The organism is Streptomyces sp. NPDC001450, assembly GCF_053597295.1.
The window spans coordinates 120,426-143,608 of the sequence record NZ_JBSFHY010000008.1 but is presented as its reverse complement, the minus strand read 5'-3'; the positions used below and the strand labels follow the sequence as shown (position 1 = coordinate 143,608).

Below are 23,183 nucleotides of genomic sequence, written 5' to 3'. Positions count from 1 at the left end.
GGTGGGGCTGCGTACACCTCCTGAAGGTGGACTGCGGGGTGACCCCGTCTGCGGGTTCGCCCCTGAGAGCGCTCACCCGTCGGCCGCCAGAACCAGCCCCGACGTCGGCACCCCCGTGCCTGCCGTCACCAGGGTCCGGGCCGCCCCCGGTATCTGGTTCACCGCCGTGCCCCGCAGCTGGCGCACCGCTTCCGCGACGCCGTTCATCCCGTGCAGGTAGGCCTCCCCGAGCTGTCCCCCGTGCGTGTTGATCGGCAGCCGCTCCTCGGCCACGAGGTCGGCCGCCTCGCCCTTCCCGCAGAACCCGAACTCCTCCAGCTGCATGAGCACGAACGGTGTGAAGTGGTCGTACAGGATCCCCACGTCGATGTCGGCCGGGCCCAGCCCCGACGTCCGCCACAGCTGGCGGGCCACCACGCCCATCTCCGGCAGACCGGTCAGATCGTCGCGGTAGAAGCTGGTCATCTGCTCCTGCGCCCGGCCGGCGCCCTGGGCGGCCGCCGCGATCACGGCGGGCGGATGCGGCAGGTCCCGGGCCCGCTCGAGGGACGTCACCACCAGGGCCTGGCCGCCGTCGGTCTCCTGACAGCAGTCCAGCAGCCTGAGCGGCTCCACGATCCAGCGGGAGGCCGTGTGGTCGGCGAGGGTGATGGGGCGGCCGTGGAAGTAGGCCGCCGGGTTGGTGGCCGCGTACTTCCGGTCCGCCACGGCCACGTGCCCGAACGCCTCGGGGGTCAGCCCGTAGGCGTGCAGATATCGCTGGGCCGCCATCGCCACCCACGAGGCCGGGGTGAGCAGCCCGAACGGCAGCACCCAGCCGAGCGCCACGCCCTCCGCCGACGGCTCCCGGTGCTGCACGCCCGCGCCGAATCTGCGGCCCGACCGCTCGTTGAAGGCCCGGTAGCAGACCACCACCTCGGCCACACCGGTCGCCACCGCCAGCGCCGCCTGCTGGACGGTCGCGCAGGCCGCCCCGCCGCCGTAGTGGACGCGGGAGAAGAAGGACAGCTCGCCCATCCCGCAGGCCTGGGCCACGGTGATCTCCGGGCTGGTGTCCATCGTGAACGTCACCAGACCGTCCACGTCCGCCGGGGTGAGCCCCGCGTCGTCCAGCGCGGCCCCCACCGCCTCCACCGCCAGCCGCAGCTCACTGCGGCCGGAGTCCTTGGAGAACTCGGTGGCCCCGATGCCGACGATCGCCGCCCGGCCGCCGAGGGAGTCCCGGTTGCGCACGCTCATGACGCGGCCTCCCCGCCCGACACGGAGGACGGTGCCGAGACCGGTGCCGACGCCGGTGCGGGCGCCGGGACGCTGACCGTCACCGTGCCGGTCACATGCCGGCCGATGGCGTTGGCCCCGACCACGCGCACCGTCGCCGTGTCGCCGTCGACCTCCTCGACCCTGCCCGTCAGCACCATCGTGTCCCCCGGATAGTTGGGCGCCCCCAGCCTGATGGCGACCTTGCGGAGCACCGCGGAGGGGCCGAAGTGGTCCGTGATGTACCTGCCGACCAGCCCGTTCGTCGTCAGGATGTTCATGAAGACGTCGGGGGAGCCCTTCTGCCGGGCCAGCTCCGCGTCGTGGTGCACGTCCTGGTAGTCCCGGGAGGCGATCGCCCCGGCCACGATCAGCGTGCGGGTGATCGGGATCTCCAGCGGCGGCAACTCGGCGCCCGCCGCCGGCCGCGGTGCCCGCGTCTCACTCCCCATGTGCGATCAACTCCCCCAGTTCCTGGAGCACTTCGGCCCCGCATCCCAGGTGGGCGTCCAGCTGCCGCCCCCACAGGAAGTGCCGGTGCACCGGATGGTCGAGGTCGGCTCCGGCCCCGCCGTGCAGATGCTGGCCGGTGTGGACGACCCGCTGCCCCGCCTCGGAGGCCCACCAGGCGGCGGTCAGCGCGTGCGTGGCGTAGGGCAACCCGGCGTCCCGCCGCCAGGCGGCCTCGTACGCCGTCACCCGTATCGCCTCGGTGTCCATGTGGGCGTCGGCGGCCCGGAGTTGGACGGCCTGCCGGGTGGCGAGCGGACGCCCGAACTGCTCCCTGGTGTTCGTGTGCGCCACCGCCCGGGCCAGCGACCCGGCGCACACCCCGGCCTGGAGGCCGGCGAAGGCGGTGCGGGCGGTGGCGAGGACGTCGGCACACGCGTCGGCGCCCGGACCGCCGAGGGGTTCCGCCGGGGCACGGTCGAGGGTGAGACGGGCCGCGGACCAGGGTGCCGTCAGCTCCACCGGGGTGATCCCGGTGCCCTCGCCGAGCGGGGCCAGCCACAGGTGCCGGTCGGCGTCGGCGACCAGGACGTGGGTGGCGTCCCGGAGCCAGGGGACGACGGGGACGGCGCCGGTCAGCTCGCCTGGCGCGGCGGCCCGCACACCTCCCTGTGCCAAGAGCGCACCGGCGACCACCACCGAGCCGTCCTCGATGCCCGGCAGCAGCCGCTCCCGCTGCTCGGGCGTGCCGTGGGAGGCGACCGCCAGGAGGCCGTACACGCACGTCGCCGCATAGGGCACCTGGGCCGTCGTACGCCCCTGTTCCTCCAGGATCAGCACGAGCCCGAGCAGGCCCAGCTCGCTCACGGCGCCGACCAGGCCCGCCGTGCACAGGGCCTTGAACAGCTCGGGGTCGCTGCCGGCGCCGGCGGCCTTCAGCCGCTCGTGGGTGGCGAGGTCGCCGAAGATCCGCGCGGCCAGGTCACGGGCGTCGGCCTGAGCCTCGGTGGGCGTGAAGTCCATGTCACGCCTCGCCTTCGACGACCCGGAAGACCGGCAGGACCAGTACGCCTTCCCCGTCCTCACAGGACATGAACTCCACCCGGACCGGCAGGCCGATGCGCACCTTGTCGTACGGCACCCCGACCACGTTGCTCACCATCCGCACGCCCTCGGCGAGTTCGATCAGGCCGACCGCATACGGCCCCGCCGCGTCAGCGGCATGATCGGATTCTGTGAAGGCCGGGAAGGGCGGGTGGTGCATCACCACGTACGAGTAGACCGTGCCCGCGCCGCTCGCCTCGAGCGTGTCCCAGTCCAGGCAGCCGCAGGCGTTGCAGCCCGGCAGCCAGGGGTGGCGCAGGGTGCCGCAGCCCGTGCAGCGCTGGACGAGGAGCCGGTACCCGGTCACGCCCTCCCAGAAGCCGGCGTTGTCCCGGTTGACCACCGGTCGGGGGCGCCGGGGCCGATCGACCGGGGGTGTGCGGCGGGCCGGGGCGTACTTGAGGATGCGGAAGCGGTGGGTGCCGGCGAGTTCGCCGTCCACCCGTACGTCCATGCGGGTCGTGACGAAGTACCCCGTGCCCAGCTTGGTCGTCTTGCGGTCGGAGACCGACTCGATCACCGCGTCGAAGGTGACCTCGTCCCCCGGGCGCAGGGGCCGCAGATACTCCTGCTCGCAGTCGGTGGCCACCACCGACGTGCAGCCCGACTCGTCCAGCAGGGCGAGGAGTTCGTCGTAGGCACCGGTGCGGCCCTCGTGGCCGGAGAGGCCGCCCATCGTCCACGCCTGGAGCATGGTCGGCGGGGCGACGGCGTCGGGTCCGAGGTACGCCGGGCTGGTGTCGCCCATCGCCTCGCACCAGTGCCGGATCATCGGCGCGTTCACCGGGTCCTTGCCCACCCCGGCGACGGCGGCGGGCCGGCCCTCGTACGCCTTGAGCCGCCTCCCCACCTCGTCCATCCGCTCGCTCACCTCCGCCCCCTCGTCATCCCGAGCCGCATCGTCGCGACGATCTCCCGCTGCACCTCGCTCACCCCGCCCCCGAACGTGTTGATCTGTGCCGCCCTGTTCAGCCGCTCCAGGTCGCCGCCCTCGAACGCCCCCGGCGACCCCGAGCGGACGAGTCCCGCATCGCCGACGATCTCCTGACACATGCGATACGTCGCGACAGCCGATTCCGTTCCCGCGACCTTCACCGCGCTGGCGTCGCCGGGGGCCGGCCCGCCCGCCCCCACGTCCCCCACCAAACGCCAGTTGAGCAGGCGTGATGCCGCCAGCCGGGCATGCACCTCGGCCAGTCGGGAACGCACCCACGGCTCGTCAATCCGGCGCCTGCCGGTCACCTGATCGGGGGTGCGGGCGGCGGCGAGCGCCGCCGCGTAGAACTCCTCGGCCTGCATGCCGATGGCGGCGAGGGCGACCCGTTCGTGGTTGAGCTGGCCGGTGATCAGCGACCAGCCCTCGTTCTCGGCTCCGACCAGGTTCCGGGCGGGGACGCGGACACCGTCGTAGTACGTGGCCGTCGTCGTCTGGCCGCCCACGGTCTCGATCGGCGTCCAGGAGAAGCCGGGGGCGTCCGTGGGGACGACGAGGATGGAGATGCCACGGTGCTTGGGCGCGTCCGGGTCGGTGCGGCAGGCGAGCCAGATCCAGTCGGCGTGCTGGGCACCCGAGGTGAAGATCTTCTGCCCGTCGATCCGCCAGCCGTCGCCCTCCCGTACGGCCCGGGTCCGCAGCGAGGCGAGGTCGGTGCCGGCAGAAGGCTCGGTGTAGCCGATCGCGAAGACCAGGTCACCGGCGAGGATCCGGGGCAGGAAGTGGGCCTTCTGGCGCTCGCTGCCGTACTTCATCAGCGTGGGCCCGACCGTGTTGAGCGTGACCATGGAGACGGGGGCGCCGGCCCGGTACGCCTCGTCGAAGAACACGAACTGCTCGTCCGCGCCACGCCCCTGACCGCCGTACTCGACCGGCCAGCCGAGTCCCAGCCAGCCGTCGGCGCCGATGCGGCGCAACAAAGCGCGGCCGTCGGCGGGTTCACCTGCCTCGGGCAGCACGGTCCGGAAGTAGGCGCGGAGTTCGGCGCGCAGCCGCTGCTGCCGCTCGGTGGGGGCGAGGTGCACGGCGGGCCCTCCCGGCCTCGCTTGCCTGACAGGACAGTTTCTGACTGTCCGTCAGATAGTGCTCCGTGTCAAGGTCGTCCGCCCGGAACCGCGCACCGGAAAACGTCTGCGCGGCGGCACCGAAGCACCGCCGCACAGACGCGTTACGACCCCGAAGCACACCCCACGAGGACCCTCAGCGAGAGGGGCCTCGACCGCGGCTCACCACAGGTTGGTGAAGTGGACGGCGACGTTCTCGTTGCCCTGCTGGAGGGCCGTCCAGGCGGATCCGTTGACCTGTGCGGTGTTGCTCTGGTTCGAGGCGCCGGAGCCGACCGCGTTCTGCTGGGTGGTGGACGAGTTTCCGTTGTTGTCGTGGCCGACACCGCTGCCGATGATGCTCGCCACGCCGGCGTTCGATCCGTTGTCCGCGAAGGCGCCGTTGTCCGCGGCAGCGACACCGGCGAAGAGGGCGGCTGCGAGCGGAAGAGCGGAGACGGCGGCGAGAACGCGGGCGGTACGGATGCTTGCCATGTTTGTTCCTCCAGAACAGAACACTCTCGGCACCGAGGCCGAGGATGCGCCAATTAAGCCCTGCACCAAGGCAGTTGGCCGACCGCCTCGGGTTTTCGTGAACGACGTCGCGCATCCAGAGTTGCCCACCGAATCCCGGCGAACCACCCCGGAAGACCCGATTCGCACGCAAGCGTGATGACAAGTCGATAAACCCTTTTCGCCACCTTTGGTCATCTCAGGTCATGTCACGGCACAGGCCACACCTTCACCCGTCAAGCACCACAAGAGATGAATCGTTCCGGCGCATTTCCGGCCAATCTTCTCGGCCCGGCGCGTCACCGCCGACCCCCCTTCCTTTTTTCGAACATGCGTACGAACATGGAGGCATGGCCACCACCGACCGGCAGGCCACGACGCTGGCCCTCGCACACGCCCTGTCAGCCGCCGAACGCGGACTGGCCGTCATCCCCCTGTCCCGGACGAAACTCCCGGCCCTGCGCTCCCCGCACCGCGACGCCCCGGAACCGGTGGGGCCGCCCTGTCACGGCGAGTGCGGCCGCTTCGGCCACGGTGTGTACGACGCCTCCACCGACCCGGTCCGCATCCGCGAGCTGTTCGCCGCCGCGCCCTGGGCCACCGGCTACGGCATCGCCTGCGGGCTGCCCCCGCACCACCTCATCGGTGTCGACCTCGACACCAAGTCCGGCACGGACTCCTCGGCCGCACTGCGCGAACTGGCGCTGCGGCATCTGTTCACGATTCCCGAGACGGTCGTCGTCCTCACCCCGAGCGGCGGCCGCCATCTATGGCTGACCGGCCCGCCGGACGTCGTCGTCCCCAACTCGGCCGGCCGGCTGGCTCCCGGCATCGACATCCGGGGCGCCGGCGGCTACCTCGTGGGCCCCGGCTCCCGCACCGCCCACGGCGTGTACGCCGCCGCGCCCGGCACCGCGCACCTGGCCCCCGCCGCCTGCCCGCCGGCCCTGCTACGGCTGCTGCTGCCCCCGCCCCGCGCCACGCACCCGGCAGCGCCCTCGACCGGTGACCACGGGCGCGGCCTGGTCCAGTTCGTCCTGACCGCACACGCGGGCCAGCGCAACACCCGCCTGTTCTGGGCGGCCTGCCGCGCCTACGAGAACGGGCTCGGCCCCGCCCTGCTCGACCCCCTGGTCGAGGCGGCCGTCAGCACCGGCCTGTCCGAACACGAGGCCCGCGCGACGATCGCGTCGGCGGCCCGGATGGCGGGACATCGGGAGTGAGGCCGGGGAACCAGGGCGGGTGATGGGGTGGTTACGGCGCGTAGACCTGCTCCAGCCGGTCGATGGAACCGTCGGCGCCGGTCTCGTACTTGAACACCAGGCCGGAGTCGGGGTGGGCCTTGACCCAGTCCATCAGCTCCCCCACACCGATGCGCTGGTTCGTGCTGCTGCCGGTGACGGGGTTGGTGGCGGTGACGTACGCGGCCTGGTCCATGGCCCAGCGGGCCTCCTCGCCGCTGACGACGAACGGCTTGCCGTCACTGTCCCCACCGGCGCATCCCCAGGCGCCGTGCTGGATGACGAGGTTCACCTTGCCGGTGCTGCCCGGGAGTTCCTCGATGCGGTAGAGGGCGAACTCGTCGGGGTCGTAGTGGTCCGGGTCCGGCGCCTTGGTGACACAGTCGGCGGCCGGTGCCGCGGACTTGCCCGATCCGGTGCCCTTGCCGGCGGGCGTCGCGGCCGCGGTGGCGCCCGTACCCGCCGTGCCCCCGCCCTTGCCGGTTCCGGTGCTGGTGTCCTTGCCGCTTCCCGTGCCGGTGCCGCTGCCCTTGCTGGTACCGCCTGCCGTACCGGGCGTCGCCGAACCGGCCGTGGCCCCGGCCTTCGGCGCGTCGGAGGCCCCCGCGGCGGAGTCGTCCCCCTGGCATCCGGTGAGTACGGCGGCCAGCGCGACGGCTGTGAGCGCGACGGCAACGGGTCTGAGGCGATGGGCATTCATCTGGGACGTCCCCCCTGGTCACGGGCGGCCCGACCGGCCGCTCCCGGATCGGGACCGTAACGCCCTCCCCGCGCTCACCGCACCACCCGAACAGCCTGTGTCACCAACTCGGGACAGTGCCGTCACCCCGCACGGATCATGTGACGTGCACAGGCCAGAACAGACCAGAACCGGAAGGCCCCTCCCCCGGGACGACAGCAACGGCCCCGGACCGATGAGCCCGGTCCGGGGCCGTTCAACTACGCGGTGGGTGTGGGATTTGAACCCACGGTGACATCGCTGCCACGACGGTTTTCAAGACCGGCCAGGTGCTGTCAGCGATTGCGCCCTTGAGCTGGTTGTTCACAGTTGCGGTGACCTCATCCAGGGGTCTTTGGCCGCAGGTTGGCCACGTGCGCTCCCTATCACCTCAGCCTGAGGGGGTCTGGGCTAGCCGTGTTCAGGGACGCCGCACCTTCGTGGGTTGCCTCGACGCCCACACGCCGAGGCACTCACGTGGCGTTACAGAGAATGGCAGTCGCGTGCCGGCCGGCTGGAGTAACAGTAGCTAGGCGCGACTGGCGCGGAGGATTTCTGTGCTACAGGCTCCACACCCGATCCAACGCGTCGGTCGCCAGGGAAAGTGACCTCGCCTCAATCTGGGCATTAGATGGAGAATCGTTGCCGCTCGCTTCCCATGAGGCGAGTTCCGGATCGAAAAACGCACTCCCTGTCTTGAGTTTCGCAGCCTTGACCGATAGCGGTGCATCTCCAAGGGCAGAGTTAAGGCGTTCGGTGAGTAGCGTCAGATTGCCAATCGAATAGACTGGATCGTCGTATTTTGCTGAGGCATTCGACTGTGGCTTGATGTGCTCAATTGACCACGTCGTGAGATTCTGACCCGCTGGCAGCAAGTTTTCTCGCTTCGCGAACGACATCAGTACATAAGCGATGAAAATCTTACGAGACCGGAGTTTCTGCTTCTGGGTGAGCTGAAGTGAGGGCGCATAGAACAGAGAGCAGAACTCTTTTAGTGCTCTCGCGCGATCGGGCAGACTTGTGCGAAGTTTCACTCTCAAATCCGTGATAGCCGACGCGACATCGCCGACGGACTTTGCATTCTCCAAGCGAACAGCGAAACGATTATATCGACTTCGAGTGCCGCCCGTGGAGCCGCCATTCGTCAGTGCGGTGTACTGGAAATGGAAAGCTTCGACGAGCCGAAGGGCTTCGATAACCTGCGCCTGCTTGATCAAGTTCGTCTCTCGGAACTTGCGGGCTACAGCGAGGATCGTAGAGTTAGCCACTGAGACGTTGAAAATTGCGAGTGCGCGAACACTGTCAACGAACTCCGGGAATGCGAAGGCGTTGCGTATTCCGTTGACTTTTGACTGAACCTGCACACTTTCGTCTTCTAGCAGTGCATAAGTTTCCGCATCTCGTTCGAGTTCCTCCAGGTAGGAGACGTGTGCGGCTGGATTGGCGATCACCATGCTACTAATCTTCTTGAAAAGTTCAGGTTCCTTCACCGCCTCACGTCGCGAGTTCCATGACTGCCAAATGAACCTGTCGACAACATCTGCGTTCACACGTCCTAGCTGAACGCAGTCGACTAGTCGGTCCCAGCGGTCTGCGATCGCTTTTCGATCGTCGGCACCTGTGGCTCCACCGCGAATCAGTAGGTTCTTGACAAGGTCGGATAGTCGCAAGTCTGACCCGCGCGTATTCAGCGTCTCGAAGACCAGGAATCCGTCTTCCTCGGACGCCAATTCAACCTGGATTACGCGCGCCTTCAAGGCGTTTGATCGAATTTCCTTAAGGCGTTCGACCTGTTCGCTCGGAGTCAACCCATTGATCGCGGCGAGAATCTTCTCCTCAAAGAAGGATCGAGCCTCTCCGATTCGTGTAGCGCTCCCATTCCACTTTTCCCCCGATGGAATGGCGCTCGGTTTCTGAATCTTTTCGTAGAACATAGGCTCAGGCCGACGCAAAACCGGATGACTCTTGCCGTCATCGTCCTCGATGATCAGGTACTTCTGAGTAGCCGTCGCTTGACTAGTGGCCGTATTCGTGTCGAACTCATCGACGTCATCGTACTTATCGGCGACGTCTCTAAGTGTGTCGCGAACAACCGACAGCAGGATTGTGCTCGTGGTGAGCCTTTGTTGGCCGTCGATAATTGAGTACGTATCGTTAAAAAGAGCCCTTTTCTCGCTGACCCACGTCACCGTAGAGCCGAAGAAGAAATCCCCCTTTGCTAGGATCACATCGTTCCAGAAATCGCCGAGCTGCTCCTGTGTCCAACTGTAGGGTCGCTGAAAGTTGGGAACCTCGTACAGGAATTCTCGGAAGCAATTCTGGATCGTCTTTGTCTGACTCTTGATTGGAATCAGGTCATTGCTCGAAGTTGCCTCTGCCATTCCGACCCCCACGCCTCGTCACGAAATGCGTCGAGGTGAACGGTAGCGCAACCTCAAGGGTCCGCGCTTGCGAGCGCCCACACGCAAGTCCTCTTTGTGAGTCGTCCCGGTCGTGACACGGGGCCGGGACAACATCACCTCGTGTCGAAGCGCCAAACGGTTGACGCGTCTTCGGGCCTGCACTCAATCGTTTGACGCGTTAGTGACTCACAGTTCTTGCCGTCTCGGATCAAGAGCCTGTAGGCGGGAGGATTGCCGGCGTCGATCGCCAAGGCTGATGACATCGGCCATTGCGCGTGGTGCCGGGTCTTCCGTGACATCTGGTGCCAGTGACCGCATGAGTACTGGGTGGAGCCCCAAACCTTCGGAGGCTTGAAGTAGAGACGGCGGCTCGCCGTACTTCCGACCCAACATGGCTCTCAGCAACGTTGGCTGCTCCGCGTGGACCATGACAGGCTCGTTCGTCCTCCATCCACGGGCGCCAAGTTGCTTGTAGAGACTTTCCCGGCGGGTCTGGTCGATATGCCCGAGATCGTAGGCTCTGTTGATAAGAGCCTGAATTGAGATACCCCAACGCTTTTTGAGCGCGGCAAACTCCCTCAACATCAACGGTCCCGTGAACGCCTCATTTGCCCGCTCCCGAGGCAGCAAGAAGGCGCCGGCAAATCGGTGAGCCTCACTCTCGGCACTCTTAGCGTCCAGTCCGTTACGACGTGCGGGATGTAGCACCAGATGGCCCAGCTCGTGCGCTGTTGTGAAGCGCTGCCTGTCGCCACTGCCGGCGGAAAAGTAGCTGATCATGGATGGCTCAGTCGTGCCGCGCCAGCAAGAGGCACCGGAATGCCCCACGACGATGTCCTCGCCGTGCCCTTGCGAGTCCACCAGTAGGAGGGGGACCACAGGGAGGCCGGCACGCTCACAGGCTCGGATGACGTGCCCAATCACGCCATCCGAGCCAATGCCCAACGCAGCGCGGGTCTGCGCGGCAAGGTCCTCGATGTCGTCGGACGTAATGTCGCCCTCCGCCCGCGGGAGTGTGGTCCGACGCACCTTGGTTTCGGCCATGAGGCGCACCGAGACTCGGTACGCCTCCCTGACCGTCGCCTCCACCCTGGCTACCTCCTTGGCCGACGCGCTGGCCTTCTTCCGGAACATCAGCGTGTCGGCAGGAAGGTCAGCGGGGTCGACCTCGAAGAACGACATCGGCGTGCCGGTCGCCTCGGCGATGCGCACGAGCACGTCGTCTGTGACGAGTTTGATGCCCTTCTGGATCTGCGAGATCAGCGGCTGTGACACACCAGCAGCTTGCGCGAGCTCACCCTGAGTGAGCCCCATGAGGAGCCTCAGGGTTCGAATGCGCTCAGCTGGATCCCGTGCCACTTCCTTCACCCTCTTCACGCTGATCTTCTTCGAACTCGAAGGGCAGGACTAGGCCCTTGTCGTCGGGGATGAACTCCCAGCCGGTGAACGACTCAGTGTTCCTAGGGAGCTCGAAGTCGAGGTCGAACTTCGGAGCGCGTCCCGGCTTCCACTCACCGATTGGACGAACGATACGCACCGAGATCTCGCCGCCCTCAGCGGGAGGGGACAGCCACACAGCGAGGAGGTTGCTGGCCTCCACCCCAAATAGGTCGACTGTTCGATTGTAGTAGTAGCTGATCCGCGCCTTGTTCCGGCCCGGGGCCGGAACCAAGTCAAACGGCGTCGCATGCAGGAGCCGCAGAGTCATCATCCCGTTGCGCAGGTGCAGCCGCCCACTGGAGTTCTTGATCGGCTCCCAACCGCCGAGGTCGAGGAACTCCCCCCGTCGCTGCTCGATGAAGCGGCGCGCATGGTCTCGGGCCAGGTCGGTGCGCCCCTTGGTGTAACCCTCGCCGATCATGCCGGCGTCGTCGTAGTGGGCATGAGCGGCGGTGTAGCCGTGATCGAGTGCTTCGTAGAGAGGGTCCGCCAGACCCTCAGTAGCCGCAGTGATGAAGGCAGCGTCCTCAGGTGTGAGCATGGCGGTTATTTTATAACCGCCCAGCGCACTCCATCAATGATCAGGGCACGTGCGTCTTCGTTCATCCGAACGAGTTGCGGACCCAGTTGAGTGAAGGTCGCTGCTGCGGGCGTACCGGTTGACTCACAGCAGCCGGTACACCAAATCAGTGCTTCAGGTAGGAACCCAGCTGGTAGCACGCTGGAAGAGGGCGCCTGACTTGCGGTGCGGGAGGTCTACGCCGCGAACCAGGGTGAAGCCGGCGTTCATGTAGACCATCCGGTTTCGCCGGGCGGGATGTGCCTTGACCTGTACCTACGTTGTGTTGCGTCCTACCGGCTCGCCCATCTTGGCCAGAGGATGGCCGCAGGGGTCTGCCGCCGGCGCGGCCCCGCCGCCCTCACGTGCCAGGGCGGGCGGCAACGTCTGCCGGCAGGAGTCGGCTGGTGAAGCCCGCGACACACAGTCGCTCGTAGGCGGCAACGACGGAATTCGGCACTTCCTGCTCGATGGCCGCGCCCAAGCCGGGGAGGACGAGCACGCGTTGCAGGGCGCCCACGATCATGTCGATGACCATGCGAGCGTCTCCGATGGAGTCCGCGTACTCTTCCAGACCCATCGACGTGGACGCACAGACCACTTCAACGTCGGGCCAGAGCTTCCGCATCATGGCGTATGAGCGCCGTTCCTCGTACGGCTTGCTCACGAGCAGGACGGACGAGACCTTAACTCCGGCGTCAGCTAGCACCGCCTTCGTGAACTCGATGTTCTCGCCGGTACTCGTGGCGCGCGGCTCCAGGAGTACCGCCGAATCGGGCACGCCGAGCTGCAACGCTCGCTCGCGGTAGTGGACGGCCTCACCACGCGGCATGCGCGCCCGGGTCGTGGGGCTGGTGGACCCTGTGAACACGATGACTGGCGCCATGCCCTGGTGGTACAGCTCCGCCGTCACGTCAGCCACTCCCAGATCGTGACTGCCCAGACCGACGGCCACCGAGCAGGGCCGTAGGTCGTGGTGCATGCGGTGGTAGTCCCACAGAATCCGGGCGTCCGCCCATGACTGTGCCGAGATCATTCCTGTCCCTTCCTGTCGTGCGCTGAGTCCGGAACCTTGAAGTCGTACTCCCACGCGAATCGAGAAGCCGAGTGGACACCCACTGCAAACTCGACCACCGTGCCGTCTGCCGTGTACGTGGTCCTGTGCAGCTCAACCACAGGCTCACTGACGGGGAGCTGTAGGAGCTGTACCTCGTTAGGCGTGGGGTTGCGGGCGAACAGAGCCTCTCTCATGTGGTCGATCTCGTAACCGGCGTCGTAGAGGACCCGGTACCCGCCGCCACGGCCGGCAGGGCCCGGGGTGGGGTCGACGATTCGCGTCCCCTCGACATGCTCCGGCCTGTAGTAGCTGGTCAGGGTATGAGTCGGCTGCGTCCCCTCCTTCACGAGGCGCGCCCGCGCATACACCTCAGAGCCGAGTGGGACGCCGAGCCCCGCCGCAACAAGGCTGTCCGCCTGGACGCGGCTCACAGTCTGCGTCTGCTCATCGCGCTTGTACGCGCGACCAGATGCGACCCGGTCAGCGATGAACGCGACCTCATCGCCGTCGCGCCACTTCGCCTTGTCATACCGGGCGATGCCGAGCCGCTTGAGCGGCGTACGCGGACGCACCACGGTGCCATGTCCGCGCGTAGAGGTCACAAGACCTTCGGCCTCCAAGGCCTTGTATGCCTTGTGGACGGTTTCCTTGGAGCCTTCCCCGGCCTCAACTAGGTCTCTGATCTGGGGCAACTGGGCGCCCGGCGGTCGCTCACCGCTCTTGATCTGCTCCGCGAACCTGTCCGCCAGGTCGCGCCACTTCGGTGCCACGCAGAACTCCTCTCGACGCGAACCAGTGAAGCACAGTCCTAGGACTGTTGACAGTCCTAGGACTGCGTGCCATCTTCTTCTCAGGCCGCCCGCAGTCCTAGGACAGCGGGCCGGAAGGAGCCTTCTTTGGGTTGCCTCCAGGCCGCACGAATGCAGAGGGCGGGGACGCTGCAATCCCGCTAAAGGCCAGGTGGAACAGGGTTTCGGCCCGTACTGGCGAGGTGGCCCGGTGACCGCGAGCAACGGCCGGAGAGTGGGGACAAGGTCCCCCTTGCAGTGCTTGTCCCGTGTCCCTCAACCGACAGGAGTTCCGATGTTCCAACGACATCTTTGGGCGTCGCCGTGACGGACCTTCCGGCGTCGCCTGAGTAATTGCTCGGTCCACTCGCTTCCAGCCTCGCGGCGGCTCACGCTGCGCCGGTTGCCTCCCTCTACCGTTCGGGCCCGCTCTCGCAGAGTCCGCACGGCAGGGGTTGAGGGGAGCCGGACATTCCGACCCCAACGGAAAGCGCCCCCGGTGCTCGAACACCGGGGGCGCAGTTCGGGCCGTTCACCCTGTGAGAGGAACCACGACCCAATGGACCACATCGTCACTGTTCAGGACGTTGTTACCGCGTTCGCCGACTTCATGGAGCCGACGGACGCTGAGCTGGACACCATCGAGCTGGAGTCTCCACTGATCCTGGCGGAGGTCGACCTGCTCGACGCGCACATCGTCACCCTCGACCGCACCCCGAACGAGCTGGACGCCCGGCGCATCCGCCGTGCCCGCAACCGGGTGCTGGTCGAGCGGCGCACGCTCGCCAACCGCACGTTCGGCGTGACCGGGGGTGCCGCGTGAGCGCCACCGACAAGCTTGCCGCAGCGCATGCTGAGGTGAAGGCGGAGATCGCCCGCACCGACAACAAGACGGCTCTGTTGCTGGCGTTCGTCGGCGCGGTGCTGGCCGGCGCCTGGTCCATCGCCCAGAGCCTGCCCCTGAACCTGCCCGCGCTGATCGTGGGCGGGGCCGGTATGGCGGCGCTGGTCGCGGCGGCTGGTCTGCTGCTGCGCTCGACCCGGCCCAACCTCAAGGGGCGGCACGGTTTCCCGTTGTGGGCCACTCTGGCCGCCGACGAGATCCCTGCCGCGCTCAGCGGCAGTCTCGCCGCCGATGTCGCCGGCCTGTCGCGCCTCGCGGTCGCCAAGTTCACCTGCCTGCGCCGTGCGGTCGACCTCACCCAGACCGGCGGCGCCCTGCTCATCCTCGCCGCCCTGCTGACTGTCGGAGGTGCGCGATGAACGCGCGTAACGGCAAGACCGTGCTTCCCGCCGTCGCGATGACGGCCGTGTCCATGGTGCTGACCCTGGCCGTGGTCATGATGTGGCTCGGCACATCGGTGCCGTGGCCCATCGCCCTGGTCGTCGGACTCGGCATCGACGGCGGCTGGCTGGCCACCCTCGCCTACGAACGGCGCCTGGCCGCGCAGGGCGACCACAACCGCATCGTGACCGCCGTCGGCTGGTCGTTCGGCCTCATCGCCTCCGGCGTCCTGGTCGCCCACGCCCTCACCGCCGAAACGTCCGCGGGGGCGTGGCTGGCCGTGGCCTGGCTGCCGATCGCCGCCAAGGCCCTGTGGCTTGTGCACGGGCTGTGGGAGCGCACCGCCCTCACACCGCTCGCCCTCGACGCCATCCGGGGCATTCAGCAGGAAGCGCGCGATGAGGCGGCCGTGGCCCGCGCCCGGCTGCGCGCGGACGCCACGACCGAGGAGACCCGCCTGACGGCCGTGACGGCTGCCGGGGCGCGCGTCGCACGCGTCCAGGCGCGCACCGCGAAGACCCTTGCCGGGGCGTGGTCGACGCTGGAGAGCGCGCGGCAGGGCGAGGAGACCGGCAGGGCGCTGACCAGCGTGACGAGCCGCGTCACGCCCGACGTCACACCCCGCTGGGAACTGCCCGTGTGGGGTCCGGTGGAGCCCGTTGCCGCGCTGGAGTCCGGCCCCGCGCTCACCGACGCGGCGCTTGACGCGCTGGTCGACGAGATCCGTCACAGCCGGACCCCGGCCCTGTCCTACCGCGAGATGGCCGCCCGCTTCCGCCAGTCCGGTCACTCCGCCTCCGAGGTGCGCCTTAGGGCCGCGTGGAAGCGCGTGGTGGCCGCCTGATGCCCGGCACGTCCCCCAACACCCTCGACCCGTCTGGGAGTTGCTGACCATGGGTAAGCCCGACACCCGCCGCCTCGATCGTGAGATCCGGCTGACGAACCGGAAGCTGGAAGCCGTCCGCAACGGTGAGATGTGGCCGCTGACCAGCCAGGAACGCCGTCAGGTCATGCGTGGCCTGGTCGGCGGCTCCTACCGCGTCATGCGGGGCAGGAGCACCGACCGCGCCGAACAGCAGATGGACGCCGTCTCGACGGCCGCTGAGACCCGGCTGATCGCTGAGGTGACCGCGTTGCAGATGGAGCGGGCCCGGATCGTGACGGAGGCCGCCAAGGAGAAGGCGGCCAAGAAGTCCTCGGGGTGGTGGTGAGCACACCCGCCGCCCGCGCCGCCGCCTGATCGGCCCGCCGCCCGTTCGCCTCGACTGCCGGGGCGGTCGTCCCTGCCACGGACCCGACCGCCCCGGCACCCTTCCTTCAACTCCCGCCCCGATGAGGGCAGTCAGGAGTCAGTTCAGCATGTCCGAGAACGTCGTCAACCTGCACAAGAACACCGAACCCGCCGCCGGAGCGGCCGAGTCGGCGTCCGTGACCACGCTGACCGTGGTCCCCGACCCCGCCCCGGCCGCGCCGATACCGCTGTGGGTGCGCTCCGGCCGCGCGGTGAAGACCGCCGTCACCCACGAGAACACCCGCACCGCCGCGCGGACGGTCGTCCGGCACGGCCTGTACACGTTCAACGGCGGCCGGATCGTGGCCCGCCGCACGTGGGAGGCGCGCACCCCGGCCCGCTACGAGCGGATGCAGCGCGCCGCCGAAGCGGCCGGCAACCACGAGATCGCCGCTGAGTGGGAAGAGCGCGGGCAGCGCTTCCGCGAGGCACGTCACCGCCGCCGTATGGACCTGCTCCACTCCCCGCTCGATGCCGCGAAGGGTCTCGGGGTCGGCGTCGGGACCGGTGCCGCTGGGCTGGTCGCCCTCGGGGTGGTCATGGCCATCAACAGCCACGACGTGAAAGACGTGGTCACCCCGATCAAGGCGGTCATCGACTTCATTGCGACCCTGATCCGGATCGTGCAGATCGTCTGGCCGTACGCGGTCGTCCTCGGTCCGCTGTTCGCCCTGCTGGCGCTGTGGGCGGTCGGCAGCAAGCAGCAGGCCGCCCCCGCTTGGGCTCTGCCGGACAACGTCCGCAACGGGGAGGGCGAGCCGATCACCCCGTCCATCGTCGTCAAGGCCCTGCGGGATCTCGGCATCCCGGCGATGCGCAACGCCATCAAGGACATGGGCGACGCCGGCGCGTCGATGCTGGGTCCGATCCGCATCGCGGGATGCGGGGTCGAGGTCGACGTCACGCTTCCCTCGGGGGTGTCGACGAACGAGGTGCAGCAGCGCCGCCGCAAGCTGGCGGAGAACCTGACCCGGCACGAGCACGAGGTGTTCATCACGATCCCGCAGGCCGCGCGCACGGTCCGGCTGTGGGTCGCCGACTCCGGCGCGCTGGATGAGCCGATTGGCCCGTCCCCGCTGGTCACCGACGACACGATGACCGCCGACTACGCCAAGGGCCGCGCCCCGTGGGGCCAGGACCTGCGCGGGGACGCTGCCGCCCTGTCGCTGTATCAGCGCCACCTGCTCATCACAGGCCTGTCCAACCAGGGCAAGACGGTCGCCCTGCGCTCCCTCGCGCTGTGGCTGGCGCTGGACAAGTCGGTGCGCTTCCTGATGGGCGACCTCAAGGGCGTGGGCGACTGGAACATGTTCGACGGTCTCGCCGACACCCTGATCCAGGGGCCGACGGATGAGCACGTGATCCAGGTGACCGAGATGGTCGAGGGCGCCGTCGACGAGATGAACCGCCGCCTGATGGCCCCGCCCGGAACACAGTTCCCGCCCCTGATCGTGCTGGTGGACGAGGCGCAGGTGGCGTTCATGTGCCCGCTCAAGGACGAGGACAAGCGGCCCTACGGCGGCTCCAAGTCCAACTCGCGGTACTTCATGGCCGTCCGGAAGATTCACAACCAGGGCCGTGCCGTGAACGTGCTGATGTGGCAGGGCACCCAGGACCCCACCGACCAGAACCTTCCCAAGCTGGTCCGCGAGGGCGCCCACACCCGCGCCTCCCTCGCGCTGGGCACGGAGTCTCAGGCCCGCATGGCGCTCGGGGACAAGGCGGTCGACGGCGGCGCCGCCCCGAACCTGCTGCGTCCGGGTCTGGACCGGGGAACGCTGGTGGTCGCCTCCGACGGCATCGCCATCCCCGCGGGCCAGGCGTCGATCACGGTGCGGACGCACTACATCGACGACGACGACGCCGTGGCCATCACCGACCGCGCCAAGGCCCTGCGCGACGGGGTCACCACGCTCACCGTCATCGAGCGGGGCGAGAAGCGTGACCCGCTCGCCGACATCGCATCCGTGGTCGGCGACGCGTCCCGCGTGCGCACCAAGGACGTCCTCAAGCGCCTCGCCGTGCTGAACGAGGACGCCTACGGCTCGTGGTCGTTCATCGACCTCAAGCGCGTCCTCGACGCGGCCGGAGCCGAGCCCCACAAGTCCGACGGGGTCATGGTCGTCTCCCGCGACCGCATCACCGCCGCCCTCGCCAACCGCGACGGCGAGGGTTCCGCTTCCACCGCCGAATAACAGGGAGCCAACCCTGCTCGGGGCAGGGAGGCAGGGAGAACTCCCTCACCCCCTCCCTGACCCGCCTCCCTGGCTCTGACCTGCACAGATAATCGTTCAGGGAGGCAGGGAGGCGGCGCAGGCCAGACCCCGAAAACCCCCTCCACAGCACTCCCGGAAGGGGGTGCTTCCGCCTCCCTGAACCCGCCCCGGAAGGGATTCCGCATGTACCCCGAGCCTGCCCGCCACACGCCCGAACAGCGTGCCGTGGAAGTCCACCAGCCGACCCCGATGCAGCCCGCCGTCGTGACGCCGGCGCCGCTCACCCCGCTCCAGCCGGGCACCCTGCCGACCGTGGCGAGCATCGTCCTGCCCGACGGCCGTGTCGTCACCGGCTACTCGCTCAGCCCCGTGCAGCCCGACCCCGTCGTCGCGGTGAAGCCGCCCGTCTCCCGCGCGGCCGTGAACGTCGCGCTGGGGGGCGTGGGGTTCCTCGCGGTGTGCGGCGGACTGCTGCTGCTCACCACGTTCATCACCGCGCTCACGGCGCTGGTTACCCAGCTCATCACGCTCGCCGCCGTCTGCTTCGGCGGGTTCGTCGCCGTGCAGATCTTCAAACCCCACAAGGCCCCGGGCGGGACCACGGTCAACATCCGCAAAGCCATCTTCAAGCGCAACCACTTCAACGGCTGACAGGAGCCCTGCGTGTTCGAGATCCGTGTCATCTGCGAGACCGCCGACACCGACCGCGTGGCCGCCGCGTTCATGACGGGCGACGTGCGCCGCTACCTGGCCCGCGACGGCAAGCGCACCCGCCTCTACCTCACCGCCGACCACCGCCCCGCCGCGCAGGACTGGCCCACCCCCGAGCAGGCTTACGCCAACGCGCCCAGCATCAACAGCGAGATCGGCTGGACTGCCCGCTTCCTCGCCGAAGCCGGTTGCTTCACCGAGCTGGAGCGTGAGTTCTACCTCCGCAAGGCCGCCCTCCTGGACCGCATTGCGCTCCTGGACGAGCCCGACGTGTTCGGCGACGCCACCATGACCGCCGACGCAGCAGCGCTCTACCTGCTCGACCTCGACCAGCCGGGCGTGATCTGCGACCCGCGCGCCTACGTCCGGCAGCAGTACGCCCTCACGCTCACCGACCAGTAGCGACGCCAAGGGCGGCCCCCGCATCTCGCCAAAGAACCGGGGCCGCCCTTGCTCACCCGGCACGCTCACACGAACCGGAGGACACCCAGCATGACCCATGCCGCCCGGTCCGCGCTGCTGCGCGCGGCCCTGGACGCCGCCGCACAAGGCTGGCCCGTCATCCCGCTCCGCCCCGGCAGCAAGGTCCCCGCCCTGCACGGGGAACGCCGCTGCCCCCGAACCGGCGACTGCTCGGACGGACACCGCACGTTCGAGCAGCGCGCCACCACCGACCCCGGCCGCATCGAACGCTGCTGGGCTTCGGGCCCGTTCAACGCCGGCATCGCCACCGGCCCCGCCCATCTGCTGGTCGTCGACCTCGACACCCTCAAGCCCACAGACGAAAAGGGCACGCCTGACGGCGCGGCCAACTTCCAGGCGCTCTGCGAGCGCGCCGGGCAGGCCGCGCCCCTCACCCGGCGCATCCGGACCCCCAGCGGGGGAGAGCACCTGTACTTCACCGCCCCCAACGGCGTCCGGTTCACCAACACCACGGGCACGCTCACGCCCAAGGTCGACACCCGCGCATGGGGCGGTCAGGTCGTCGCCCCCGGCAGCATCACGCCACAGGGCCCCTACACGGTCCTGGACGACCAACCCGTTACAAACCTGCCCGAATGGCTCCAAAAGGCTCTGACGGCCCCACAGAAGCCCGCCACGGCCCCGATCCTGCCGGTCCTCGCCCGCGACACCGACCGGTACGCCGCCGCCGTTCTACGACGCGAGGTGCACGCCGTGGCGACCACACCCGAGGGCGGACGCCAGGCCGAACTCCTGCGCGCTGTACGGGCCGTCGGCCGGTTCGTCGCCTGGGGAGACCTCGACCGCGCCACGGTCGAAGCGGCTTTTACCTGCGGGGGCGAGTCGGCCGGACTGCCGCCGGGCGAGTGCCGCGCCACCATCCGCAAAGCCCTGGACTACTCCCTGCGCACCGCTTGGCCCCGGGAGACGGCATGACCGGCCCCCGCCCCCGCCCCGCAGGTAAAAGCCTCACCCCCACCCCGACCAGCCCGCACGCCGCCGACCAGGCCGCGCCCCGTCTGGCCGTGGGCGAGCCGACAGGCGCCGCCCGCCAGGGCGTCCGCACTGCTGTTGGTCCTGACCCGCAGACCGGAGACGGCCGGTACCCCGTCGCGTGGCTGCACATCAGCGTCCCGCGGGGCGCCACCCCCACCGCCACCTCACGGTGCGAGTGCGGCCACAACCGCAGCGCCATCGGCCACAAGCGCGTACTGGCCCTGATCGCCGACCACACCGCACACCGCGACCTGTGCCCGCTCCGCACTCCCCAGGAAGGGAGGACCGCCGCATGACCGAGCAGGAACAACTCCCCCCGCCCTCCAACCCGTTGGCCGTTGCCCGGCGCATCATCCCCGCCTGGCAGACCCACGACGGACAGCTTGTCCGCCGGCGCTGGCGCGGCTCGTGGATGCGCTGGACCGGAACCCACTGGCGGGAGCTGGACGAAGAACAGGTCCGCAAGGGCATGTACGAGCGCCTGGAACACGCCGTCTACCAGGCGCCCGTCAAGGACGGACAGTTCGAGGAACGCGACTGGTCACCGACGAAGCAGAAGATCAGCAACCTGCTCGACGCACTCGGCTCCATCACCCTCCTGCCGACCGACACCGACGCCCCCGCCTGGATCGATGGCACGGACACAGAGACGGCGGACGGCCCGATGGTGGCATGTGAGAACGGCCTGCTGCGCATCCGGGACCGCGCCCTGCTGCCGCACAGCCCCGGGTTCTTCAACCTGGTCTCCGTCCCGTTCGCCTACGACCCCACCGCCACCGCCCCCACCTGGGAAGGCTTCCTCCACCAGATCTGGCCCAACGACCCCGACGCCATCCGGACCGTTCAGGAGTGGTTCGGCTACGTCCTCTCCGGCCGCACCGACCAGCAGAAGATCCTGCTCATGGTCGGCCCCTCCCGCTCCGGCAAGGGCACCATCGCCCGCGTCCTGAAAGAGCTGGTCGGCAAGGAGAATCTCGCGGGCCCCACCCTCGCCGGACTCGGCACGAACTTCGGCCTGTCCACCCTGATCGGCAAGCCCCTCGCCGTCATCGCCGACGCCCGGCTGGACGGCAACAGCAACAACAGCCAAGTCGTCGAACGGCTGCTGACCATCTCCGGTGAAGACACCATCGACATCGACCGCAAGTACCGCCCCGTGTGGACCGGCAAGCTCCCCACCCGGCTGGTCATCCTGTCCAACGAACTGCCGCACTTCGGCGACTCCTCCGGCGTCATCGCCCGCCGCTTCGTCCTACTCAACATGACCGTGTCGTGGCTGGGCAGGGAAGACCCCACCCTCTTCGACCGGCTCACCGCGGAGATGCCCGGCATCCTCAACTGGGCACTCGAAGGCCTCGCCCGACTCCAGCACACGGGACGGATCACCGAACCGGCCTCCAGCCGCGAAGCGGTCACCACCATGCAGGACACCGCCTCACCCACCAGCGCGTTCATCCGTGAACGCTGCACCACCGGGCCCTCCTGCTCTGTCCCCGTGGACGCCTTGTGGACGGTCTGGCGTGAGTGGGCTGAGGACAACAACGTCCGTCCCGGCACGAAACAGGTATTCGGCCGCAACCTGCTCTCCGTCATCCCCCAACTCACTCTCACCCGCCCCCGCGACGGCGAAAGCCGGGTACGCACCTACACGGGGGTCACACTCTGCGCAGCCGGCCAGAGCTAGTTCCACAATCCGCGGGGTCGCGGACCATCGCGGACCACCCCTCATGACCTGCGGATTCCACCGGACCGCAAAGCGGACCACCGCGGACCGGCCGAAGCTCCGTGGTCCGCGATGGTCCGCACAGTCACCCCATCAAAAGCGCAGGTCACGCAAGGTGGTCCGCGATGGTCCGCGACCCACAGCATTGTTGGCCGCACCGGTTGGGACTCCGGCGGCCACGTGCCTCAAACCCGCCAACGGCGCCAGCGGCTAAGCGGCCTCACTGCTTCCCGAGAGCTTTGACGATCAACTGGCCCAGCGCTGATTGGCCTTGGTCAAGATCGGCAAGCAAGCAACCCAAGCTCGCCGAGCTGACGACGGGCATCCACTTGGCGAGAAGGTCCATCGCGTCCGGCAACGTGGCCGCATACACCACCTCGCTCGACACATTCGATGACAGATCGATCAGGTAGTTCGACGGCCCCCGATACAGGCGGATGCTCACATAGTTCGCTTCCGGGTCGCCAGACCCGAAAAATTCCCTGTATCCGGCTTCAGAGACTGCCTTGTCCCAGTCCCCCTCACCCGAGATCGGCGGCGGAATCCGAGTCCACTCGCCGTCCCGGTACAGAAGGTCCTGATCGTCCGATCCATCTGCGCCCCCAGGGGCCGCTAACGCTTCAGTCATGGCGCCTATCGGACACCCCCGCTCCTGCCTTCCGCAAGGGCGAGCCGGGCCCCACAACGTCGGGACGCCAATCACACCCCGGCCCGTCCTCCCCTCTCCCCGAGAAGGAGTCACAGCCTTGGCCAGCACCGAGAAGCTCAAGCTCGCCGAAGTCCTTGAAGAGATCGAGATGAGCCGCGCCGCCTTCTACCGGATGCGCGCCCGCGGTAAGGCGCCAAAGCTCATCAAGTTGCCGAACGGACAGATCCGTTGCCGCCGTAGCGACTTGGACGCGTGGTGGGCAAAGCACGAGATCGCCGCCTGAA

The 23,183-nt window shown here is 68.4% G+C and carries 25 protein-coding genes; 12 read left to right on the top strand and 13 right to left on the bottom strand.

Annotated elements, in window-relative coordinates:
• Positions 1 to 72: 72 nt before the first annotated feature.
• The 6 genes from ACWC5O_RS11230 to ACWC5O_RS11205 all read right to left on the bottom strand — a co-directional run bounded on the left by ACWC5O_RS11230 (position 73) and on the right by ACWC5O_RS11205 (position 5,343).
• Entirely contained in the window at positions 73 to 1,239 is a 1,167-nt protein-coding gene (locus ACWC5O_RS11230) for a lipid-transfer protein (RefSeq protein WP_450586223.1), read from the bottom strand.
• Complete coding sequence (locus tag ACWC5O_RS11225) at positions 1,236 to 1,709, bottom strand: MaoC family dehydratase (RefSeq protein ID WP_450586222.1); 474 nt, start codon at positions 1,707 to 1,709, stop codon at positions 1,236 to 1,238. Before ACWC5O_RS11225 ends, ACWC5O_RS11230 begins: the two co-directional genes overlap by 4 nt.
• Positions 1,699 to 2,730 carry an acyl-CoA dehydrogenase family protein gene (locus tag ACWC5O_RS11220; RefSeq protein ID WP_450586220.1) on the bottom strand — a complete coding sequence of 344 codons (1,032 nt, stop codon included), beginning with the start codon at positions 2,728 to 2,730 and terminating at the stop codon, positions 1,699 to 1,701. Before ACWC5O_RS11220 ends, ACWC5O_RS11225 begins: the two co-directional genes overlap by 11 nt.
• A 1-nt stretch (position 2,731) precedes the next feature.
• Positions 2,732 to 3,670, bottom strand: a complete 939-nt coding sequence (locus ACWC5O_RS11215; RefSeq protein ID WP_450586432.1) for a bifunctional MaoC family dehydratase N-terminal/OB-fold nucleic acid binding domain-containing protein — start codon at positions 3,668 to 3,670, stop codon at positions 2,732 to 2,734.
• 8 nt (positions 3,671 to 3,678) lie between these two features.
• Positions 3,679 to 4,830: an acyl-CoA dehydrogenase family protein gene (locus tag ACWC5O_RS11210; protein ID WP_450586218.1), complete on the bottom strand. Its 1,152-nt coding sequence runs from the start codon at positions 4,828 to 4,830 to the stop codon at positions 3,679 to 3,681.
• Positions 4,831 to 5,031: 201 nt separating this feature from the next.
• Positions 5,032 to 5,343, bottom strand: coding sequence for a hypothetical protein (locus tag ACWC5O_RS11205; RefSeq protein WP_450586216.1), 312 nt, complete (start codon positions 5,341 to 5,343; stop codon positions 5,032 to 5,034).
• 368 nt (positions 5,344 to 5,711) lie between these two features.
• Between ACWC5O_RS11205 and ACWC5O_RS11200 the strand changes: the two genes are divergently transcribed.
• Positions 5,712 to 6,584, top strand: a complete 873-nt coding sequence (locus ACWC5O_RS11200) for a bifunctional DNA primase/polymerase (RefSeq protein ID WP_450586215.1) — start codon at positions 5,712 to 5,714, stop codon at positions 6,582 to 6,584.
• A 31-nt stretch (positions 6,585 to 6,615) separates the two neighbouring features.
• Here the strand turns inward: ACWC5O_RS11200 and ACWC5O_RS11195 are convergent, their stop codons facing one another.
• The 6 genes from ACWC5O_RS11195 to ACWC5O_RS11170 form a co-directional block, all read right to left on the bottom strand.
• Positions 6,616 to 7,302, bottom strand: coding sequence for a hypothetical protein (locus ACWC5O_RS11195; protein ID WP_450586213.1), 687 nt, complete (start codon positions 7,300 to 7,302; stop codon positions 6,616 to 6,618).
• Between the two features lie 578 nt (positions 7,303 to 7,880).
• Entirely contained in the window at positions 7,881 to 9,701 is a 1,821-nt protein-coding gene (locus tag ACWC5O_RS11190) for a DUF262 domain-containing protein (protein ID WP_450586212.1), read from the bottom strand.
• A 207-nt stretch (positions 9,702 to 9,908) separates the two neighbouring features.
• Positions 9,909 to 11,099, bottom strand: coding sequence for a helix-turn-helix domain-containing protein (locus tag ACWC5O_RS11185; RefSeq protein WP_450586210.1), 1,191 nt, complete (start codon positions 11,097 to 11,099; stop codon positions 9,909 to 9,911).
• Positions 11,062 to 11,703, bottom strand: a complete 642-nt coding sequence (locus ACWC5O_RS11180) for a hypothetical protein (protein WP_450586209.1) — start codon at positions 11,701 to 11,703, stop codon at positions 11,062 to 11,064. Before ACWC5O_RS11180 ends, ACWC5O_RS11185 begins: the two co-directional genes overlap by 38 nt.
• Before the next feature lie 379 nt (positions 11,704 to 12,082).
• Positions 12,083 to 12,757, bottom strand: a complete 675-nt coding sequence (locus ACWC5O_RS11175; protein WP_450586207.1) for a YdcF family protein — start codon at positions 12,755 to 12,757, stop codon at positions 12,083 to 12,085.
• Entirely contained in the window at positions 12,754 to 13,548 is a 795-nt protein-coding gene (locus ACWC5O_RS11170; protein WP_450586205.1) for a GntR family transcriptional regulator, read from the bottom strand. The genes ACWC5O_RS11175 and ACWC5O_RS11170 overlap by 4 nt, the downstream gene beginning before the upstream one ends.
• 577 nt (positions 13,549 to 14,125) lie before the next feature.
• Between ACWC5O_RS11170 and ACWC5O_RS11165 the strand changes: the two genes are divergently transcribed.
• The 10 genes from ACWC5O_RS11165 to ACWC5O_RS11120 all read left to right on the top strand — a co-directional run bounded on the left by ACWC5O_RS11165 (position 14,126) and on the right by ACWC5O_RS11120 (position 22,211).
• Complete coding sequence (locus tag ACWC5O_RS11165) at positions 14,126 to 14,389, top strand: DUF6284 family protein (RefSeq protein ID WP_450586204.1); 264 nt, start codon at positions 14,126 to 14,128, stop codon at positions 14,387 to 14,389.
• Positions 14,386 to 14,829, top strand: coding sequence for a Pycsar system effector family protein (locus tag ACWC5O_RS11160; protein ID WP_450586203.1), 444 nt, complete (start codon positions 14,386 to 14,388; stop codon positions 14,827 to 14,829). Before ACWC5O_RS11165 ends, ACWC5O_RS11160 begins: the two co-directional genes overlap by 4 nt.
• On the top strand, positions 14,826 to 15,695 hold the full coding sequence (locus ACWC5O_RS11155) for a protein spdB (protein ID WP_450586201.1): 870 nt from the start codon (positions 14,826 to 14,828) through the stop codon (positions 15,693 to 15,695). The genes ACWC5O_RS11160 and ACWC5O_RS11155 overlap by 4 nt, the downstream gene beginning before the upstream one ends.
• 49 nt (positions 15,696 to 15,744) lie before the next feature.
• Positions 15,745 to 16,062, top strand: coding sequence for a hypothetical protein (locus tag ACWC5O_RS11150; RefSeq protein ID WP_450586199.1), 318 nt, complete (start codon positions 15,745 to 15,747; stop codon positions 16,060 to 16,062).
• A gap of 148 nt (positions 16,063 to 16,210) precedes the next feature.
• Positions 16,211 to 18,337 (top strand): FtsK/SpoIIIE domain-containing protein, encoded by a 2,127-nt coding sequence (locus tag ACWC5O_RS11145; RefSeq protein ID WP_450586197.1) that lies wholly within the window; start codon positions 16,211 to 16,213, stop codon positions 18,335 to 18,337.
• 204 nt (positions 18,338 to 18,541) lie between these two features.
• Positions 18,542 to 19,009, top strand: coding sequence for a hypothetical protein (locus ACWC5O_RS11140; protein ID WP_450586195.1), 468 nt, complete (start codon positions 18,542 to 18,544; stop codon positions 19,007 to 19,009).
• A 12-nt stretch (positions 19,010 to 19,021) separates the two neighbouring features.
• A complete protein-coding gene (locus ACWC5O_RS11135; RefSeq protein ID WP_450586193.1) occupies positions 19,022 to 19,471 on the top strand; it encodes a hypothetical protein in 450 nt (149 codons plus the stop codon).
• 90 nt (positions 19,472 to 19,561) lie between these two features.
• Entirely contained in the window at positions 19,562 to 20,467 is a 906-nt protein-coding gene (locus ACWC5O_RS11130; RefSeq protein WP_450586191.1) for a bifunctional DNA primase/polymerase, read from the top strand.
• Positions 20,464 to 20,823, top strand: a complete 360-nt coding sequence (locus tag ACWC5O_RS11125; RefSeq protein WP_450586190.1) for a hypothetical protein — start codon at positions 20,464 to 20,466, stop codon at positions 20,821 to 20,823. The genes ACWC5O_RS11130 and ACWC5O_RS11125 overlap by 4 nt, the downstream gene beginning before the upstream one ends.
• The gene (locus ACWC5O_RS11120; protein WP_450586188.1) at positions 20,820 to 22,211 is read left to right on the top strand and encodes a DNA primase family protein; all 1,392 of its coding nucleotides are present in this window, start codon (positions 20,820 to 20,822) and stop codon (positions 22,209 to 22,211) included. Before ACWC5O_RS11125 ends, ACWC5O_RS11120 begins: the two co-directional genes overlap by 4 nt.
• A 259-nt stretch (positions 22,212 to 22,470) precedes the next feature.
• Here the strand turns inward: ACWC5O_RS11120 and ACWC5O_RS11115 are convergent, their stop codons facing one another.
• Complete coding sequence (locus tag ACWC5O_RS11115; RefSeq protein WP_450586186.1) at positions 22,471 to 22,878, bottom strand: hypothetical protein; 408 nt, start codon at positions 22,876 to 22,878, stop codon at positions 22,471 to 22,473.
• 118 nt (positions 22,879 to 22,996) lie between these two features.
• Between ACWC5O_RS11115 and ACWC5O_RS11110 the strand changes: the two genes are divergently transcribed.
• Positions 22,997 to 23,182, top strand: coding sequence for a helix-turn-helix transcriptional regulator (locus ACWC5O_RS11110; RefSeq protein ID WP_398216866.1), 186 nt, complete (start codon positions 22,997 to 22,999; stop codon positions 23,180 to 23,182).
• The last annotated feature ends 1 nt before the right edge of the window (position 23,183 follow it).